7 protein-coding genes are annotated in these 19983 nt (G+C 69.3%); 3 read left to right on the forward strand and 4 right to left on the reverse strand.

What is annotated here, in order from left to right; translation table 11 throughout:
- Positions 1-446 precede the first annotated feature (446 nt).
- From VN378_RS08610 to VN378_RS08620, 3 genes are all read left to right on the forward strand, one after another.
- Positions 447-13148 (forward strand): autotransporter-associated beta strand repeat-containing protein, encoded by a 12702-nt coding sequence (locus VN378_RS08610; RefSeq protein ID WP_325742890.1) that lies wholly within the window; start codon positions 447-449, stop codon positions 13146-13148.
- 125 nt (positions 13149-13273) lie between these two features.
- Positions 13274-14179 (forward strand): ROK family protein, encoded by a 906-nt coding sequence (locus tag VN378_RS08615; RefSeq protein ID WP_325742892.1) that lies wholly within the window; start codon positions 13274-13276, stop codon positions 14177-14179.
- 45 nt (positions 14180-14224) lie between these two features.
- Entirely contained in the window at positions 14225-14350 is a 126-nt protein-coding gene (locus VN378_RS08620) for a hypothetical protein (protein ID WP_325742894.1), read from the forward strand.
- On the opposite strand, the gene VN378_RS08625 is transcribed toward VN378_RS08620, so the two are convergent.
- The 4 genes from VN378_RS08625 to VN378_RS08640 all read right to left on the reverse strand — a co-directional run.
- Positions 14338-15378 carry a DUF2891 domain-containing protein gene (locus VN378_RS08625; protein ID WP_325742896.1) on the reverse strand — a complete coding sequence of 347 codons (1041 nt, stop codon included), beginning with the start codon at positions 15376-15378 and terminating at the stop codon, positions 14338-14340. The genes VN378_RS08620 and VN378_RS08625 overlap by 13 nt on opposite strands.
- A 4-nt stretch (positions 15379-15382) precedes the next feature.
- On the reverse strand, positions 15383-16348 hold the full coding sequence (locus VN378_RS08630) for a DUF979 domain-containing protein (RefSeq protein WP_325742898.1): 966 nt from the start codon (positions 16346-16348) through the stop codon (positions 15383-15385).
- Positions 16345-17073, reverse strand: a complete 729-nt coding sequence (locus VN378_RS08635; protein WP_325742900.1) for a DUF969 domain-containing protein — start codon at positions 17071-17073, stop codon at positions 16345-16347. Before VN378_RS08635 ends, VN378_RS08630 begins: the two co-directional genes overlap by 4 nt.
- A 42-nt stretch (positions 17074-17115) precedes the next feature.
- Positions 17116-19983, reverse strand: a 2868-nt coding sequence (locus VN378_RS08640; RefSeq protein WP_325742902.1) for a hydantoinase B/oxoprolinase family protein, incomplete at its 5' end; no start/stop codon positions are given.

Raw genomic sequence — 19983 nt, forward strand, 5'->3', positions numbered from 1 at the left:
GAACACAACACCACGCGGGAGCGTTGGTTGCAAGCCAAGGCTGCTATCTCCCACGTCTATTGCTTCCATGCCACAGCCTGGACCGGCCGAAGGATAAATTTCGTTCGAACTGTGGCGTGGAAGGCTCAACCCCAAGTACGGACGGCGTTCTCCTTGAACACTTTTAAGTAAGAAAAACGTCCGGTTCCTGAAGTTTCGGAGACGTGGTCAGGCTCCGGGCCCCCCGCGGCAGCGACCGGATCGCCCGCCCCGAGGGGCCCCGTCCAGCCTGGAATCGCGTGACAGGCGTGTCGTCCCAAGATTGGGACGAACGCCGCTATGTGAACCGTTCCGTCCCTATAGTTACCCATGTATTACCGCCGTCCGCCGTGGTGGGCGAGGTCTCTTCCGCCCCTGCGTATTTGTATGAGTGCCGGCGCGAGCCGGCCGTTCGGGTGGGTTTCTACATGTCGGTTTCCAACAAGCGTCCCGTCGCGGGCTCGCGCTCGCCTGCTCGCCCGAACACCAGCGCCGATGCGGCGCGCCGGATGCGGATGGGGCTGTTGGGCTCGACGGCGCTGATCGCGGCGTCGCTCGCGGTTTCTCCGGCTTTCGCGCAAGTCGTGGTCAACCCCGCCGGGGGCGGCACGATCACCCGGACGGGCGGCGGCGCCCCCACCGTCAATGACCAGTCCGCGGGCGGTGGCGGCATCCAGATCTCCAACGTCAGCCAGGCGACCACGACCACGGTCAACGGCGTGACCATCAACAACACCACCGGCGCTCCGACGAGCGACGCCCTGCGCATTCTGGGCTCGACCAGCGGCCTGAACTCGACCGGCGTGACCATCACCGGCGTCAACACCCTGACCACGACGGTGAACGGAGGGTCGGCGCTCTACATCCAGACCAACGCCAATATGGGCGTATCGATTACGTCCAGCGGCTCCGTCTTCACGGGCAGCTACGGCATCAACCTCCAGTCTCCGGGCGGCTACATATCCTTCGACGCCTCGAACCAGAGCCAGTCATTCGTCGCCAACGGCACGCACATCGCCGGCTTCAACGCCATCTCCAACGTCAACGCCCAGATTATGCTCGGCTCGTCGACGTTCACGGGCTTCGACACCGGCATCAACGCCAGCAATTTCTACGGCAGCACGGTCGAGATGACGGGCGGCTCGATCAACGCCCTGGTCACCGGCATCCGCACCGATGCGACCGGCGGCGGCAGCACCATCACCTCCCAGGCGGCCATCGTCGCGCCGACGGGGATTCATTCGACCAACACCAATGGAACCACGATCACCACCAGCGGCGCCGGCACGATCAACAGCACCGTCGCGGGAACCGGCACCGGAATTCTGGCGACCAGCTCGGGTGGAACCAACGCCATCGCGATCAATGTCGGCGCGGCCATCGGCAACACGACCGCGCCGGCCATCGGCGTCTCCGCCACCACGACGGGCAGCTCGACCGGCGCCATCAACATCACCACCACCGCGGCGATCACAGCCATCAGCCGCGGCGTTGAGATCGTGGGCGCCACCACGGGCACGACCGGCACGATCACTATCGGCGCCGACATCAGCGCCGCGACCGCCGTCTACGCCAACATCGGCTCCTACAATGTGACCGTCGCCTCCGGCGTCAACATCAGCAGCACGGCGAACGGCTCGGCTGGTCTTTATCTGGTCAACGGTACGATGACCGCGACCAACAACGGCACGATCACCTCCACCGGCACGGGCACCGGTGCGGCCGGCGTCCGGTTCAGCAATCCGAACAACACTCTGATCAACAGCGCCACCGGTTCGATCACCGGCCTCAACGGAGCCTATCTTCAGAACGGGCCGACGACGGTCGTCAACGCCGGGACCATCACCGGCACGGGCGGACTTAACACGGCGGGCGTCCGTCTGGGCGGCGGCGGCTCGGTGAACAACTCCAACGTCATCAGCGGTTATGACGCCATCTGGAGCAGCTTCGGCGGAACCCTGACCAACTCGGGCACGCTCACCGGCTTCTCCAACGGGGTGAGCATCACCGGCGGCGCCGTGGCCCTGACCAATACGGGCACGATCAGCACCAGCGGCGGGGTGGGTTTTGCGGGCGTCCTGATCAACTCCGCCTACACCTTCGGCACAGGTACGATCGCCAACAGCGGCACGATCACCGGCGGCGCCGACGCCACCCACGGCTACGGCGCTGAAATCCTGGACGGGCTCTTCACCCTGACCAACCAGTCGGGCGGTACGATCTCCGGCGGCCAGGGCGCCATCCTGCTCAGCAGCAACGATCTGGCGACGCTCAACCTGGAGCTCGGCTCAACCGTCACCGGCGACATCGTTTCCGAAGACACCGGCGCCCGGACTCTGACCGTCAACGGCGTCCTGACGGGCGACTTTTCGGGCGCGGCGGGTTCCGGCGTGGTGACCTTTGCCCTTGGAGCGACCGGCTCGATGCAGAGCGCCACGCTCGGGACTGGCAACGACATCTTCACCTACCAGGGCGGCACCTTCGCCGGCACGATCAGCGGCGGAACCGGCACGGACAGCCTTCTCGTCGACCTGGGCAGCACCGCAGTCAGCCGCTCCGTCGACCTGGCCGACCTGTCGGACTTCGACACCTATCGTCTGGTCACCGGGACGCTGACGCTGACGGGCAGCCGCGACGGCGGTGCGGGCTGGCTGATCGACGGCGGCACGCCGACCTCGATGCGGCTCAGCGGCTCGCTGACCAATGTCACGGGCTCGGCCTTCACCCTGACGACGGCGGACCAGTTGACGCTGAACCTCGGTTCGCAGGCCAGCGCCACCGGCCACGTCATCTATTCGGCCGTGAACGGCAACAACATCCAGAACGCGGGGACCATCACCTCGGGCAGCGGCGCCGTCTCGGGCATCAATATCGGCAGCGGCACGGTCGGCAACACCGGCACGATCACCTATTCGGGCGGCCTCATCACGGACGCCGGCTACGGCGTCAACACGACGACCAGCAATCTGACGCTGACCAACAGCGCCGCGGCCTCGATCACGGGCCGCTGGGACGGCGTGCGCGCCGACGCCGGCGCGATCGTCACAAATACCGGCCGGATCCAGGGCGACCGCTTCGCCGGCGTCGAAACAACCGGCGCGTCCACGGTCACCAACAACAGCGGCGGCGTCATCTACGGCGCGACCGCCGAAGGCGCGGGCGTGCTGATCAACAGCGCCAACGTCACAGTCACGAACGCCAGCGGCGGAACTCTCGCTGGCGGGGGCGCAGGCGCCGTCCAGAACCGTGGCGCGGGCACGGTCACGATCAACAACAGCGGCCTGCTCGGCGCGGGCTCCGTGGACGGTGCGGGCGCCTTCACCCTGGCCGGCTCCGGCTCCGCCGCCGTCGGCGCGGCCGGCACTCTCAACGTGAACAACCTCGCCGGCGGCTCGCTCACGGGCGCTCTTGCCGGGGTGCGCACCACGGGCGGCACGACGAACACCAGCAACGCCGGCACGATTTCGGCTGCGACGGCGGGCGGCTACGGCGTGGTCCTCGACGGCGGCTCGATGAGTCTGACGAACCTTTCGGGCGGCGACATCAGCGGCGCCCTCGGCTCGTTCCTGCTTGGCGGGACCGGCTCCGCGACGATCGATCTCCAGACCGGGTCCACGGCGACGGGTTCGATCGTGGCGACAGGTTCCGGCACGCGCACCCTCGTCCTGGGGGGCGCGTTTGCGGGCAACCTCGACGCCACCGGCAACAGCGGCGCCGTCAACCTGACCCTGAACACCAGCGCCACGGGCTACACCCTGCTGCACGCCGGTTCGGGCGCGGACAGCCTGACCTTCAACGGCTCGGGCTCGCGCAGCTTCAGCGTCGACAACCTGAGCGGCTGGGAGACCGGCGCCTTCACGGGCGGCGCCTGGACCCTGACCGGCACCGGCAACGCCAACAGCTTCACCTCGGGCGTGACGGTCAACGGCGCGGCGCTGACGATCAGCAACACCCAGCAGTTCCAGGGCGCGATCGGCCTCACCCTGACCGGCGGCGGCTCGATCACGACCACGGCCTCGCTGAGCAATACGCGGACGCTCGCCATGACCGGCGCGGGCAGCCTCGGCGCCGCTTCCGGCCAGACCCTGACCCAGTCGGGCGTCGTCAGCGGCGCCGGCGTCCTGACCCTCAACGGGCCCGGAACGGTCGTCCTGTCGGGCGCCAACACCTACACCGGCGGCACCGTCGTCAACGCGGGCATTCTGCGGCTGGGCCACACCAGCGCCGCGGGCACAGGCCTGATCCGGATGATCGATCCGCAGATCGATTTCGCGGCGACCGGGACCTACAACAACAACATTTCGCTGGAAGTGGTCGACGGTCAGCAGGCCGCCGATCCGACCATTCTCAACAACACCTCGGGCGGCGCCATCACCCTGGCGGGCCGCATCTACGAGACCACCGGCGTCGGCGGCGCGAACCAGTACGTCACCTTCAACGGCGGCAGCATCACCCTGACGAACGGCGCCAACAGCTGGGCCGGCGTCACCCGGATCAACTCCGGCGCGACCCTGCTGGGCACGACCGCGTCGATCTCGGGCGCCAGCATCGTCAACAACGGCACGCTGACCTACCAGAACGTGTCCGCGGGGACGGCCAACCAGAACATCTCCGGCTCGGGCGCGATCAACATCAACGGCACGGGCGTGACCCTGGCCGGCGCGATCACCACCACCGGCCAGCTGACGGTCAGCGGCCCGGGGTCCAGTCTGATCCTCGGCGGCTCGCGCAGCGGCGCCAGCAACACCGGCGTGGTCCTCAGCGCCACGGGCGGCAGCCTGACGGTGGCGAACGGCGCATCCCTGCAGAGCGGCCAGTACAATGGCGTCCGCGTCACCGGCGCCAACGCCAGCGTGACCAATCTTGGCCTGATCCAGAACGCCGGCACGGGCGGCGACGGAACCGTCGGCGCGGGCATCTATGTCCTCAACGGCGGCGCCGGGGGCACGACGACGGTCAACAACGGCTCGATCGCCGATACGGGCGCGGGCTCGACCATCCAGGGCCGCAACGCCGGCGTCCGCCACGAGTCCGGTTCGACCGATCTGCTGGTGGTGAACAACTACGGCCTGATCGTCGGCGACCTTTACAACGGCGTCGAGAACACGGCCGGCGGCCTGACCGTCAACAACTTCGCGGGCGGCTACATCACGGCTACGCTGGGCAACGGGGTCTCCAGCGCCTCCGCCAGCGCCGTCAGCGTCACCAATGCCGGCGTGATCGGCCGCAACATCGCGGGCACGGTGACCGTCAATGGCTACGGCGTGACCACCAACGGCCTCCTGACGCTGGTCAACCAGTCCGGCGGTCTGATCACCGGGACGCTGGGCGGGATCCAGAGCAACGGAGCCGGAAGTTCGATCACCAACCAGGCCGGCGGCACGATCCTCGGCAACTACGGCGTCGTCACCGCCGGGGGGACCCTCACCAACTCCGGACTGATCCGGGGCTTCAACGACGCGATTATTCTGGGCGGCGCCACCGCCCTGACCAACAACGCCGGCGGCCTGATCGTCGGCGCAGGCAACGAAGGCGTCTTCGTCAGCGCGAACGGCAGCACGATCAACAACGCCGGCCTGATCGTGAACACGCTGACCGGGATCGGCGCCAACTTCTCGGTCGCAATCACCAACTCCGGCGTGATCGCCAGCGGCGCGGCGCCGGACGCCGCGACCACCTCCGCCCATATCAGCCGCAACACCGGTACGGCGATCGCGCTGGGCGCCGGCGGCTCAGTCACCAACCTCGCTGGCGGCGAGATCCTCGGCGGCGCCGGCGTCTCCTTCAACAACGGCGCTTCCGGCACGCTCACCAACGCCGGCCTGATCGACGGGTCCGTCAGCTATGGCGTGCAGATGTCCGGCGCCGGCACGATCACCAACCAGTCGGGCGGCACGATCACGGGCGCGATCGGTTCGATCCAGCTGACGGGCGCGGGCGCCAGGATCGTCGACCTGCAGGCCGGCTCGACCGCCAACGGTCAGATCGTGTCCACGGCGACCGGAACGCAGACGGTCAACATCGCCGGTACCCTGAACGGCGCCTACAACGCCGCGACCGGCGCGGGCGTCGACAATCTGACGCTGGCCGGCACGGGCTCGATGACCAGCGCCGACCTCGGCGCCGGCGCGGACTCCTTCACCTACCAGGGCGGCGGCTTCAGCGGCCTGATCGACGCGGGAACGGGCACGGACAGCTTCATCAGCGCCCTGGGCGCCGGCTCCGCCTCGCTCAATCTGGATAACCTCGCCAACTTCGAGACCTTCGCCCACCAGTCGGGCGCCCTGACCCTGACCGGAACCGGAACCTTCTCGGGCGGCGCCTCGGTCTACGGCGGTTCGCTCATCGTCGACGGCGTCGTGCAGTCCGCGGTCAACGTCGCCCTCGGCGGCACGCTGAGTGGCGACGGGACGATCACCGGCGGGGTCACGATCGCCGACGGCGGAAGCCTGACCGGCGCCGAGGGTTCGACGCTCACCATGGGCTTCCTCGGCCTGTCGTCCGGCTCGGCCATCAACGCGACCTTCAGTGGTGTCGGCGGTCCCGCCCTGTTCGCGGTGACCGGCAATCTGATCCTGGACGGCACGGTCAACGTCGCCAGCACCGGCGCCTATGGCTTCGGCGTCTATGGTCTGATGACCTACGGCGGCGTCCTGACCGACAACGGCCTGGTGATCGGCACGACCCCGGCCGGCGCCCAGCGCGTGCAGGTCCAGACTTCGGTCGCTGGCCAGGTCAACATCGTCCATGCGCCGACGGAGCTGCTGTTCTGGGACGGCGGAAACGCCGGCCAGCATGACAACGGCGCCGTCAACGGGGGCGCGGGAACCTGGACCGCCGCCGGCTCGGAGTGGACCGACGCGGGCGGCCTGTTCAACGGCGCCATGGAGCCGCAGCCCGGCTTCGCCATCTTCCAGGGGGTCGGCGGCACGGTCACGGTCGATGACGTGAACGGCGCTGTCGGCGTGACGGGCATGCAGTTCGCGGCCAACGGCTACAACGTCGAAGGCGACTCCATCACGCTGGCGAACGCCAGCACCACGATCCGCGTCGGCGACGGCACGGCGCCCAGCGCCGCATGGACCGCGACCATCGCCTCGGCGCTGACGGGCGCCGGCGGACTGGTCAAGACCGACCTCGGCACGCTGATTCTTGCGGGCGACAGCGACTACACCGGCGGCACCACCGTCAACGCCGGCACGCTGCAGATCGGCGACGGGGCGACGGCCGGCTCGATCGCGGGTTCGGTGGCGCTGGCCAACAACTCGGCCGTGGTCTTCGCCCGCAGCGACAACCACGACTTCGCCAACGCCGTCAGCGGCGCGGGAATGGTGGGCGTCAACGGCGTGGTGACCCTGAGCGGGGCGATCACGGCGAGCCTCGGCGTCAACGTCGGAGCGGGGTCGACCGCGACGCTCTCGAACGTCGATCTGGTCAACGGAACCGCCGTGACCGCCGGGCTGGACTCAACCGTGAACGTGACCGCTGGCGGCACGGTCCGGAGCCAGAATGGAACCGGCATCTTTGTCTCGGCCGCCAATGGCGCGGTCAACAATGCGGGAACGGTCACCGGCGGCGGCACAGCCATATTCTCCAGCGGTGGTCTGACGCTAACCAACGCCGCATCAGGCGCGATCAACGGCGGCTTCGCCATCAGCGCCCTGCAGAATCTCGACCTGACCAACGCGGGCGCGATCAGCGCCTCGGTCACCAACTTCAACAGCTCGGGCATCTACGCCGGCGGGACCGGCACGATCTCGAACACCGGCGCCATCACGTCGGGCACCAACGCCATCTACACCCAGGGCGCGGGCTCGCTGACCAACAGCGGCCTGATCCAGGGCGGCGGCGCGGGGTCCACCGTCCGGCTGTTCGGCGCCAACTCGAGCGTCACCAACCTGGCGGGCGGCGAGATCACGACGACGGGAACGGGCGTGGGCCTGTTCCTGGACGGCCTCGGCGCGACAGTCGTCAACTCGGGCACGATTCGCGGCGGCAACGCCATGAATCTGGTCAGCGGGGGCGGTACGATAACCAATGACGGCATGCTCATCGGAACGGCGGGGTCAGCCGTGATCGGCAACGGCGGAACGGTCATCGCCAACCTGGCGGGCGGGTCGATCACCGGCGCGACGAATGGCGTGAACATCGTAACCGGCTCCGGAACTCTGACCAACGACGGCGCGATCACCGGCACGACCGGGCAGGGCGTGCTGCTGCAGGCCGGCGGCGCGATCACCAACACCGGTTCGATCACCGGCGGGCAAAGCGGCGTGCGGTCGTTGGCCGCCCTGAACCTCACCAGCTCGGGCACGATCTCCGGCTCGGTCAACGCCGTCGAAAGCGTCGGCGCCTTCAACGACACCCTGACCTTCCTCGCCGGATCGATCACGACGGGCGCGGTTCTGACCGGCGGCGGCGATGACGTCGTCTCCCTGGCCGGAACGCTGAATGGCGCGCTCGACACGGGCGCGGGCGCTGACGCGGTCACTCTGTTCGACACGGCCGGCCTCACCTCGACCCTTGACGGCGGGGATGGCTTCGACGCCCTCGTGCTGGATGGTTCGGGAGCCGGATCGCTCGCCATCGACAGCGTGCTGAACTTCGAGAGCCGCGACAAGAACGGCGCGGGCGTCTGGACGCTGACCGGCGTCGACAGCTCGACCATGGGCTGGTCGATCAACTCGGGCACGCTGGCGATCAGCGGCGGCCAGGCGATCAATGACGCCGCGGCGATCACGATCGCCGGACCGGCCACGCTCCAGCTGAACAACAGCGAGCAGATCGGCAGCCTGAACGGCGCCGGCGCCGTCGCTCTGGGCGCGAACGTCCTGATCGTCGGCGGCGGCGGCGGCGCAAGCACCTACGCCGGCGTCATCAGCGGGACCGGCAGCCTGCAGATCACGGGCGGCTCCACCCTGACCCTCAGCGGCGCCAACACCTACAGCGGCACGACCTACGTCACCGGCGGCACGCTGCGGCTCGGCGCGTCGAACGTGCTGTCCAACGCTTCGGAGCTCAACGTCGCCGCGAGCGGCGTCATGGACCTGCAGGGCTTCAGCGACACGGTCGCCCTGGCCATCCTGTCGGGCGTGCTCAACGGTACGGGCACGCTGACGGCGACCGAATACGGCCTCTACGGCGCGACGGTGAACGCCAACCTCGGCGCGGGCGCCCTGTACAACGCCAGCGGAACTTCGACGCTGAGCGGCGCATCGGCCGCGGACCTGGTGACGGTTCTCGGCGGCACGCTGACCCTCGGCGCGTCGGACCGGATCATCGACTCGGCCGGTCTGCAGGTCATGTCGGGCGCGACCTTCGACCTGGGCGCCTTCGACGAGACGGTCGATGTGACCGCGATCAACGGCACGCTGGCCGGAACCGGAACCCTTACGGCGGACCAGCACCAGCTGGACGGCGCAACGGTCAACGCCAACCTGGCGGGCGGTTCGGTCTATGTGATCGCCGGGGCCTCGACCCTGAACGGCCTCTCCAACGCCGATCTGTTGTCGGTGCTCGGCGGCTCGCTGACCCTGGGCGCGTCGGACCGCATCGCGGACACGGCCGTCCTGGGCGTCTCGAGCGGCGCGGTGCTGAACATCGGCGCCTTCAACGAGAGCGTCGCCATCGCGGCTCTCTCCGGGACCGTGAATGGCACGGGCACCCTGACCGCCGGCGAGTATAGCCTCAGCGGCGCGACGGTGAACGCCAGCCTCGGAGCCGGCGATCTGTACAACACGGGCGGCGTCTCGACGCTGAACGGGACGAGCGGCGCCGATCTGGTGTCGGTGCTGGACGGCACGCTGGCGCTGGGCGCTTCGGATCGCCTGGCTGACAATGCGACGGTCTCGGTCGCTTCGGGTTCGACGCTGAACCTGAACGCCTTCAACGACACGGTCGATCTGGCGTTGCTGGAAGGCACGCTGGCGGGTACGGGCGCCTTGACGGCGGCCGACTACCTGCTGAACGGCGCCACGGTGAACGCCAACCTCGGCGCGGGCGCCCTGTACAGCCTCGGCGCCTCGACCCTGAACGGCCTCAGCGGCGCCGGCCTGGTGTCGGTGCAAGACGGCGTCCTCACGCTGGGCGCCTCGGACCGCCTGTCGGATGCGGCCGCTCTGGTCGTGGTGGACGGAATACTGAACCTCGGCGCCTTCAACGAGACGGTTGCAACGGCGGTGCTGCACAACGGCACGCTGAACGGCACGGGAACGCTGACGGCGGCCGACTATCTGCTGGACGACGCCACGGTGAACGCCAATCTTGGCGCGGGCGTCCTGTACAGCATCGGCGCCTCGACCCTGAACGGGACGGCCGCGGCGGACCAGGCGCTGGTCGATGGCGGCGTCCTGAACCTGGGCGGGGCGAACCGTCTGGCGGACAATGCCGTGGTGACGGTCTCGAGCGGCGCGGCGCTGAACCTCGGCGCCTTCGACGAGACGGTCGGTCTCCTGACCCTGAACGGCGCGCTGAACGGGACGGGCACGCTGAGCGCGGCCCAGTACCAGCTCAACGCGGCCACGGTGAACGCCAACCTCGGCGCCGGCCTGCTGATCCAGCAGTCGGGCGTCTCGACCCTGCACGGAACCTCGGGCGCGACCCAGGTCGCCCTCCTCGACGGCACGCTGACCCTGGGGGCTTCCAACCGTCTGGCGGACAACGCCACGGTGTCGGTGGGCGCGGGTTCGACGCTGAACCTGGACGCGTCCGACGACACGGTCGGCCTTGTGGGCCTGAACGGCGCGCTGGCGGGCACAGGCACGCTGACGGCCGGCGAGTATGACCTCAACGGCGCGATGGTGAACGCCAACCTGGGCGTCGGCAATCTGTTCAACACCGGCGGCGTTTCGACGCTGACAGGCAGGAGCGGCGCCGCCAATGTGGTGGTGCAGGCCGGGACGCTGACCCTGGGCGCCTCGAACCGTCTGGCCGACACGGCCACGGTTTCGGTCGGTTCGGGTTCGACCCTGAACCTGGGCGCCTTCAACGACACGGTGGGTCTGGCGGTGCTGAACGGCGCGCTGAACGGCACGGGAACGTTGACGGCGGCCCAGTACCAGCTGAACGCCGCCACGGTGAACGCCAACCTCGGCGCCGGAACCCTCTTCAACCTGGGCGGGGCCTCGATCCTGAACGGGACGGCGGGCGCATCGCAGGTTTCGATCAACGCCGGCACGCTGCGTCTGGGCGCTTCCGAGCGTCTGTCCGATGCGGCCACGGTCTCCGTGGCCTCGGGCGCGACCTTCAACGTCAACGGCTTCGACGAGCGCATCGGGGCCCTGTTCGGGACGGGCGACATCAACGTCGGCGCGGGCCGCCTGACCTTCGGCGGCGCCGAGTCCGGCTTCGGCGGACGCCTGTCGGGCGCGGGGTCGCTGGTCCACACCGGCGGCCTGTTCACCCTGATGGGCGACCATACGATCGCCTCGATCGGAAACACCGGCGGCGAGCTGCGCTTCCTCGGCACGACCACCGGCGGCCTGTCGGCCTCGGGTGGCAGCGTGACGGGCGCCGGCACGATCGGCGGGGCCCTGACGGCGTCGAACGGCGCGGTCCTGTCCCCCGGCCTGGCCGGGATACAGAACGGCATCGGCGGCTTCACCGCCGGCGGTCTGACCCTGAACGGCGGCACGCTGGCGATCGACGTGCTGGGCACGTCGGGCGGCAACCTGATTGACCAGCTGCGCATCAACGGGACGGCGACCCTGACCGGCGGCCTTCTGGCCCCGACCTTCCAGGGCTCGTCGGCGGACTTCAACTTCTCGACCCGCTACCTGTTCCTGCAGGCCAACAATCTGGTCGGAACCTTCGCCAACGGCGCCAACTTCACCGCAGCGGCCCAGGAAGGCCTGTTCTGGCGGGTCCGCTACGACCTGACCCCGAACGGCGCCGTGCTGGAGCTGCGCGAGCTGACCAACTTCGATCCGGGCATGACCGGAAATGGAACGGGCAATCAGCGCGCGGTGGGCCAGTCGCTCAGCGGGGGCCAGCTGGCGGCTTCGGACGACTGGGCCGGCATCCTCAGCATCATGGCCGGCCTCAACGATACGGACCGCAAGGCGGTTTTCGACAGCATCAGCGGCGAGCCGCTGGCCGACATGACCACCTCCTTGTTCAGCGCCAACGACAGCTTCCTGACCGCCGTGCGCGATGGCGGCCTCGGAGGCCGGGACGATGGCGGAGAAGCGCTCAACTTCGTCGACCGGATGAGCTTCGCCGGCGGCCGCGATAATGTGGCCGACCGTCTGGGCGACGTCCTCGGCGCCTTTGATCCGTCGGCCTCGACCGCTCGCGGCGAGGGCGGCTGGGTGTCGGCCTACACCGGCGACCAGACGCTGGACGGCAAGCCGGGCATGGCCACGATCGACAGCCGTCTGAACGGCTTCGCCGGGGGCTATGGCGTCCGCAACGGCGCGGTGAGCATCGGCGCGGCCGGGGGCGTCAGCCGTGTTGAAGCCGACGTCGTGGCCCGTCAGGCCCACTACGAAAGCGATCTGGCGCACGGAGCGGGCTATGTCGCCTTCGACGACGGCGTCTGGGCGGCGGACGTGACCGGGACCTTCTACCGCGGCGATCTCGACAGCCGACGCGGCGTCCACGTCGGCGTCTTCCAGGGCCAGGCCGTCGGCAACACCCATGTCGAGGGCCAGGCGTTCTCGGCCAGCGTGGCGCGCCGCTTCCAGGTGTCGGACAATACGATGATCGCCCTGGGCGCCGTCGGCACGGCGTCCAACGCCTCGGTCGACGGCTTCACCGAAACCGGCGCCGGCGGTCTGTCGCTGCAGGCTTCAGGGCTGGAACGGGACTGGCAGTCGCTGCAGGTCGGCGCCCGCGGGACGCAGGACTATCGCGTCAACGGCCGCGGTTTCCGGATCTACGCCGGAGCCGGCGTTCTGGCCACCACGGGCGACCGCCAGGCGATCGGCGACATGCGCTTCACCGGCGCCCCGACGGGCTTCGGCTCCTTCACCGTCGAAGGTGCGGAAACCCCGCCGTTGGCCGGCGTCGCCGACTTCGGTCTGGAGGTTGGCGTCGGCGAGGGCCTCACCCTCTCGGCCGGCTATCGCGGCCTGTTCAGCGACCGTCTGCAGGACAACCAGGTCGGCGTGAAGCTGAAGGCCAGCTGGTAGGTTCGGAAAACGCCCCCGCCCTTGCGGCGGGGGCCGCCTTCCCGATGCGGGTCGGCCGAGCCTTGTGCGCCGCGACGGGACAGGCGATGGATTGAGTCCATCGTCGCTGCGCCATTGGGGAGCTCATGTCAGACCGGGGTCCGCTGCTCGCCGGGATCGAACTGGGCGGGACCAAATGCGTCTGCCTGCTGGCCTCGGGGCCTGACGATATCCGCGAGGAAGTGCGGATCGAGACGACTACGCCCCGGGAGACGCTCGCCGCGATCCGGGGCGTCATGGCGCGCTGGCGGGATCATGAGGGATTCGCCGCCATCGGCGTGGCGAGCTTTGGTCCGCTGGAGCTCGATCCCGGGGCCTCCCGATACGGCTGCATCGTCAACACGTCCAAGGCCGGCTGGAGCGGCGCCGACGTATTGGCGCCGCTGCGCGAATTCGGCGCGCCGATCGGGTTCGACACCGATGTCAACGGCGCCGCCCTGGCCGAGGGACGGTGGGGCGGCGCGCGGGGGCTGGAAAGCTACGCCTACATCACCGTCGGAACGGGCATCGGCGTCGGGTCGGTGGTGCGGGGCCGCACCGTCCGCGGCCTCGGACATTCCGAGGCCGGGCACCTGCGCATACCGCGTATGCCGGGGGAGACCTGGGCGGGCGTATGCCCGTTCCACGGGGATTGCGTGGAAGGCCTGGCGTCCGGTCCCGCGATTCAGGCGAAGGCGGGCAGGCCGGGTGGGCAGCTCGAGCCTTCCAGTCCGGAGTGGAACGAGGTGGTCCACGCGCTTGCCGCCCTGCTGCACAATCTGGTGCTGACGACGGCGCCGCAGCGAATGCTGATCGGCGGCGGAGTGGTGGGCGGACAGCCCTTCCTTCTGCCCCGGTTGAGAACGGCGCTGGTTCAAAGTCTGAACGGCTACGGCGCGACGCCGGAGATCGTCGAGAGGATCGGGAGCTTCGTCGTCGCTCCCGCGCTGGCGGATCGCGCCGGTCCTCTGGGCGCAATCGCCCTCGCGGAGGATGCGCTTTCCGGGCGGTGAATCGGGCGCTCCGCGGGCCGGCCATGAAGGCCCGCCGAACCCTATATGCCGATGCTGTTCGCTGGCCCGGGTGTTCTGATTGTCGTGCAATGTGTCGCCGGTCGCGGCTGGATTGTCGTGGTTATCGAGGCCGATTTGTATCGCCCCGATCCGGTTCGTCAGACGGTCTGACCCGCCGTTCCCGGACCCGGTCCCGCCAGCATCGCCAGCAGGGCGAAACTGGCCAGCCAGTGCTCGCCCATATAGTCGCCGGTGACGTGGGGCAGGGCGGCGTCGAGATGCGCCCGCGCGGCCTCCAGCGCGATCGGGCGGCGGGGATCACCGGCGTCCAGAGCCGAGGCGATCTCGCGCCAGCACCACGCCCGGCTCAGGTTCAGGCCGTCGAGGTGGGCGATCTTGCCGTCGGACCGGTCGCTGACGCTGGCCGGAAGGAACAAGGTCGCCGGTTCGCGCTGTTCCAGTCGAGGCAGGAATTGGTCCAGCCAGCCCGCGAATTCGCCATAGGGCAGCAGGTGTTGCATCAGGGCGGCTTCCATCAGGGCCGGGGACAGGAATTCATCCTGCGACGGCTCCCAAGCCTGACAGTCCTGGTCCGCCACATACCAGTGGAGAGCGCGAGCGTCGCACATGGCGACAAGATCGTCGTCCCTCAATACCCCGGCGGCTTCCGATGTGAGGCGCAGGGCGAAGGCAGAGTTGTAGTGAGTGCCGACGCGGACGGGATAGGTGGCAAGCGGAAGGTATGTTCTGAAACGGTCGGCGAAGGCGGCGGCCAACGGTCGGATGGCGGCAGACCAACGCCGATCGGCTGCGGTGTCCGGGCGGTTCATCTCGGCCGCCAGCATCAGCAGCCACGCCCAGCCATAGGGGCGCTCGAACCCGCGGCTGCCGGGGCGCTCCAGATAGGCGGTCTCGGCGGCGACGTTCTCCGGCGTGAAGAGTTCGTCGGCCAACGCCCGGATCCGGTCCGCTTCTGGCATCTGCGGATACAGCCGCAGCAGGGTGAACAGCGTCCACCAGCCATGGACGCAGGAATGCCAGTCGAAGCTGCCGAAGAAGATCGGATGCAGGGCGCGCGGTCCCTGGACGTCCTCGGGGCCCGACAGGACATGGTCCATCTTGTTCGGATATTCGCGGACGACGTGGCCCAGCGCCGCCGAGGCGAAGCGGGAGGCCGTGGCGGCGTCAAGGCGTTGCATCATCTCAGAACCTGAAAGCGAAGGCGTACATCAGCGCCATATTGATCCCCAGCAGGATCAGGGCGGTCGGAATCTGGGCCCGGATCACACCGTTCAGCGCCGAATCCCTGTCCGGAAGCTCCAGCAGGTTGGCCGGCACGACGTTGAAATTGGCCGCCATAGGCGTCATCAGCGTTCCGCAGAATCCCGCCAGCATGCCGATGGCGCAGACGATGGCGGGATTGCCTCCGAACTGGACAACCACGAACGGCAGGCCGATCGCGGCGGTCATCACCGGGAAGGCGGCGAAGGCGTTGCCCATGATGACGGTGAACAGCGCCATGCCCAGGCAGTAGACGACGACGGCCAGAAGGGGCGTGGTCAGGGGCACGGCCTGGCTGACCAGCTGGCCGACCACGCCGCCGACGTCCGAGGCCAGGAAGACGGCGCCCAGCGAAGCCAGCATCTGCGGCAGGACGGCGGCCCAGCCGATGGAGTCCATCAGCCGCCGGCCTTCCTGCACCGGCGCCATCACCGGCGGCCGCAGCCAGGCCATGGCCGCGAACAGGGCTATGAGGCAGCCGAGGCCGAGGGCGATCAGCGTCGTCTGGGTCGGGGACAGCAGCCATGCGCCGGCGCCCGTATGCTTGGCCGCCAGCGTTCCCCCGACCGCGACCAGCGGCACGATCAGGGCCGGGATGAACAGGGCGTTGCCGCGGCGCACGGCGCCCTCGCGCCGTTCCTCCAGCGTGGTGGTCGGCGGACGGCCGACGCCCAGCTTCTTCAGCCCGCCCACGGCGACGAGGGCCAGCACCAGGATCCCGTTCCCCAGCCCGCCCAGCCACGAACCGAACAGCATCGACGCCGCGATCAGGCCCCAGAAGACGGCGCTGCGGATTCGGGTCGGATGGGCCCGGTCGCCGAGGGTCAGGACGGCGAAGGCGAGGAACATCAGCCCCACCAGCACATAGGCGTGGTCCAGGGTGATCATTTCGCCGCTCCGGCGTCGGCCGCCGCCGCGATCTCACGCTTCACCGACCGGTCGAACAGCAGCAGCCGCGCGCCGTGCACGGCGAAGGCCGCGATGGCCGTGGGAATGGCCCAGACCGACATCTGCAGCGGCTCGACGATGATTCCGGCCTGTTCGAGGAAGCCGACCATCAGGACGATGGAGCCGATGGCGATGAAGATGTCCTCACCGAAGAACAGGCCGATGTTGTCGGTGGCGGCGGACATGGCGCGGATGCGATAGCGCAGGGCGTCGGGCAGGGAGCCGCCGGCCTGGACCTCGGCCGCGCCCTCGGCCATCGGAGCCACCAGCGGCCGGACCATCTGCGGATGCCCGCCCAGAGAGGTCAGGCCCAGCGCCGACGTCGCCTGCCGCACGACCAGGTAGCTGATCAGCAGCCGCCCGGCCGTCGCCGCCCTGACCCGGGCGATCAGCAGCCGGGCCCGCTCCTGCAGACCGGCGCGCTCCAGCAGGCCGATCACCGGCAGAACCAGCCAGGTGATGTGGAAATACCGGTTGTCGTTAAACGCGTCGCCGAACGCCGCCAGCGTGTCGATCGCCGCCTGTCCGAGGGCGCGGGCGTCGACGCCGGGCGCGACGGCGGCCGCCACCCCGGTGACGATCGCCGCCAGCAGTATGACCAGCAACGGATTGATGCGGGCGATGAAGCCCAGCACGACGACCGCGATCCCCAGAAGCACAAGCATCCGATTCTCCCCTCCGGGGATGGTTGGCGCCTGCCGCGCCGTTCAGGAAGCCTTTTTCGGACCGTACCCGCCGCCGCCCGGCGTCTCGATGACGAAGACGTCGCCTGGGTCCATGCGGACTTCGGCGGTCGAGCCCAGGGTCTCGCGCGTGCCGTCGGCCCGTTCGATGCGATTGACGCCGGTCGCCCCGTCCTCGCCTCCGGCGGCGCCGAAGGGCGGTGTTCGGCGATGATTGGACAGGATGGCCGCCGTCAGGGGCTCGAGGAAGCGCACGCGCCGGACCGCGCCGTCGCCGCCCCGGTTCGCGCCCTCTCCGCCCGAGCCGCGGCGGATCGAAAACTCTTCCAGAAGGACGGGGAAGCGGGTTTCCAGCACCTCGGGATCGGTCAGCCGGCTGTTGGTCATGTGCGTCTGCACCGCCGAAGCCCCGTCGAAACCCGGCCCCGCGCCCGAACCCCCCGCTATGGTCTCGTAATACTGGCGCGCGTCGTCGCCGAAGGTGAAGTTGTTCATCGTCCCCTGACTGGCGGCCAGCACGCCCAGAGCCCCGTACAGGCAGTCGACGACGGCCTGGCTGGTCTCGACATTGCCGGCGACGACGGCGGCGGGGTAGCGGGGATTCAGCATTGAGCCCTCCGGCACGATCAGCCGGATCGGCTTCAGACAGCCCTCGTTCAACGGGATGGCGTCGTCCACCAGGGTGCGGAAAACATAGAGTGTCGCGGCCCGCGTGATCGACAGCGGCGCGTTGAAATTGTTCGGACGCTGGTCGCTGGTCCCGGTGAAGTCGACCACGGCGCTGCGGGCCGCGGCGTCCACATCGATGCGCACCTTGATGATCGCGCCGTCGTCCATTTCCAGTTCGAAGGCGCCGGGCTTCAGGGCGGCGATAGCCCGCCTGACGGCTTCTTCCGCGTTGTCCTGAATATGGGCCATGTAGGCCGCGACCACCTCGCGCCCGAACTCGGCGACCATGCGGATCAGCTCGTCGGCGCCCCGGGCGCAGGAGGCGACCTGGGCCTTCAGGTCGGCCATGTTCTGCCCGACGTTGCGCGACGGATAGCGGCCCGAGGCGAACAGGGCGCGGGTCTCGGCGTCTCTCAACCGGCCCGCGTCGATCAGCAGGAAGTCGTCGATCAGCACGCCCTCGTCCTCGACCGTTTTCGACGAGGGAGGCATCGACCCCGGCGTGGTTCCGCCGACGTCCGCATGGTGGCCCCGGGCGGCGACGAAGAAGGCCGGCGCATCGTCGGCCTCCAGAAACACCGGCATGATGACGGTGATGTCGGGCAGGTGGGTGCCGCCATTGTAGGGGGCGTTCAGCATGTAGACGTCGTCGCGCTTCATGCCGCGGCCGTCCGCACCGCCCCCTCGCGAGCGGATCACGGTGCGGATGCTCTCGCCCATCGAGCCCAGATGGACGGGGATGTGCGGCGCATTGGCGATCAGGGCGCCGGTCGCGTCGAAGACGGCGCACGAGAAATCGAGCCGCTCCTTGATGTTGACCGAATAGGCCGTGGCCCGCAGCGCCTCGCCCATCTGTTCGGCGGCGGCCATGAAGCGGCTGTTGAAGACTTCCAGCATGATCGGGTCAGCGTCCGTGCCCAGCGCGGCGCGCGGGGGCAGGGGGGTCACGCGGGCGAGGATCAGATTCAGCGCCGCGTCCGCCGTGGCGCGCCAGCCGGGTTCCAGCACTGTCGTGCCAGTGTCCTCAAGGATGACGGCGGGACCATCGACGGACGCGCCGGGTCCGAAGGCGTCGCGGCGATAGACCGGCGTATCGTGGTCGGCGCCGGCCATCCGCACGGTCGCGCGAGCGATGACGGCTGGGGCGCCCTCCGATCCGCCGGCGAAGGGTGCGGACGCGGCCTGATCCGAGGCGGCGACGGCTTCCGCTTCCAGGGTCTCCACGACCAGCGCCTTGTCTTCGGCGAAGAAGCCGAAGCGCTGGCGATGCAGGGCCTCGAACGCCGCCCGCATCTCGTCGGCGGGGCCGAAAGGCACGGACAGGGGCGTGTCCGAGCCGGCGAATTTGATCTCGGCGCGGATCAGGGTGGTGATCGACGGACCGGCGAAGCCCTGCGCCGCCAGCAGCCCGCACGCCTCGGCGGTCAGGGTTTCGACCCGTCGGGCCAGCGCCGGGTCGCCGGCCGTGTCGAGCGGCGCGGCCACGGTGGCCTGCCGGATGGCCCGCACATCGGCCAGGCCCATGCCGTAGGCCGACAGCACGCCGGCGAACGGATGCAGCATGACCCGCGTCATCCCCAGCGCATCGGCGACCAGACAGGCGTGCTGCCCGCCGGCGCCGCCGAAACAGTTCAGGACATAGCGGGTGACGTCGTAGCCGCGCTGGATCGAGACCGACTTTATGGCTTCAGCCATATTCTGGACCGCGATGGTGACGAATCCTTCGGCCAGGGCCTCCGGCCTGGTGTCGCGGCCCGTGGCGCGGGCGACCCCGGCGGCGAGGGCGTCGAACTTTTCACGCACCGCGCCGGCGTCCAGCGGCTGGCCGCCGTCGGGGCCGAAGACGGCGGGGAACTGGTCCGGCCGCAGCTTGCCCAGCATGACGTTGCAGTCGGTCACCGTGAGCGGTCCTCCGCGCCGGTAGGACGCGGGTCCGGGCACGGCGCCGGCGGACTCCGGTCCGACCCGGAGGCGCGAGCCGTCGAAGCGGCAGATCGACCCCCCGCCCGCCGCCACCGTATGGATGCCCAGCATCGGCGCGCGCAACCGGACGCCGGCCACGACGGCGTCCGAAGTCCGCTCATAGTCTCCGGCGAAATGCGAGACGTCGGTCGAGGTGCCGCCCATGTCGAAGCCGATGACCCGGTCGAATCCGGCTGCCCGCGCCGTCTCCGCCATCCCGACCACGCCCCCCGCCGGTCCCGACAGGATGGCATCCTTGCC

The sequence above is a fragment of the Brevundimonas sp. genome, assembly GCF_035561115.1.
Lineage (GTDB): Bacteria > Pseudomonadota > Alphaproteobacteria > Caulobacterales > Caulobacteraceae > Brevundimonas.

What these genes read in the sequence shown, in the direction of transcription:
- VN378_RS08610 (WP_325742890.1), top strand. Translation starts at nt 447, where the DNA reads ATGTCGGTTTCCAACAAGCGTCCCGTCGCGGGCTCGCGCTCGCCTGCT.
- VN378_RS08615 (WP_325742892.1), top strand. Translation starts at nt 13,274, where the DNA reads ATGTCAGACCGGGGTCCGCTGCTCGCCGGGATCGAACTGGGCGGGACC.
- VN378_RS08620 (WP_325742894.1), top strand. Translation starts at nt 14,225, where the DNA reads ATGCCGATGCTGTTCGCTGGCCCGGGTGTTCTGATTGTCGTGCAATGT.
- VN378_RS08625 (WP_325742896.1), bottom strand. Translation starts at nt 15,378, where the DNA reads ATGCAACGCCTTGACGCCGCCACGGCCTCCCGCTTCGCCTCGGCGGCG.
- VN378_RS08630 (WP_325742898.1), bottom strand. Translation starts at nt 16,348, where the DNA reads ATGATCACCCTGGACCACGCCTATGTGCTGGTGGGGCTGATGTTCCTC.
- VN378_RS08635 (WP_325742900.1), bottom strand. Translation starts at nt 17,073, where the DNA reads ATGCTTGTGCTTCTGGGGATCGCGGTCGTCGTGCTGGGCTTCATCGCC.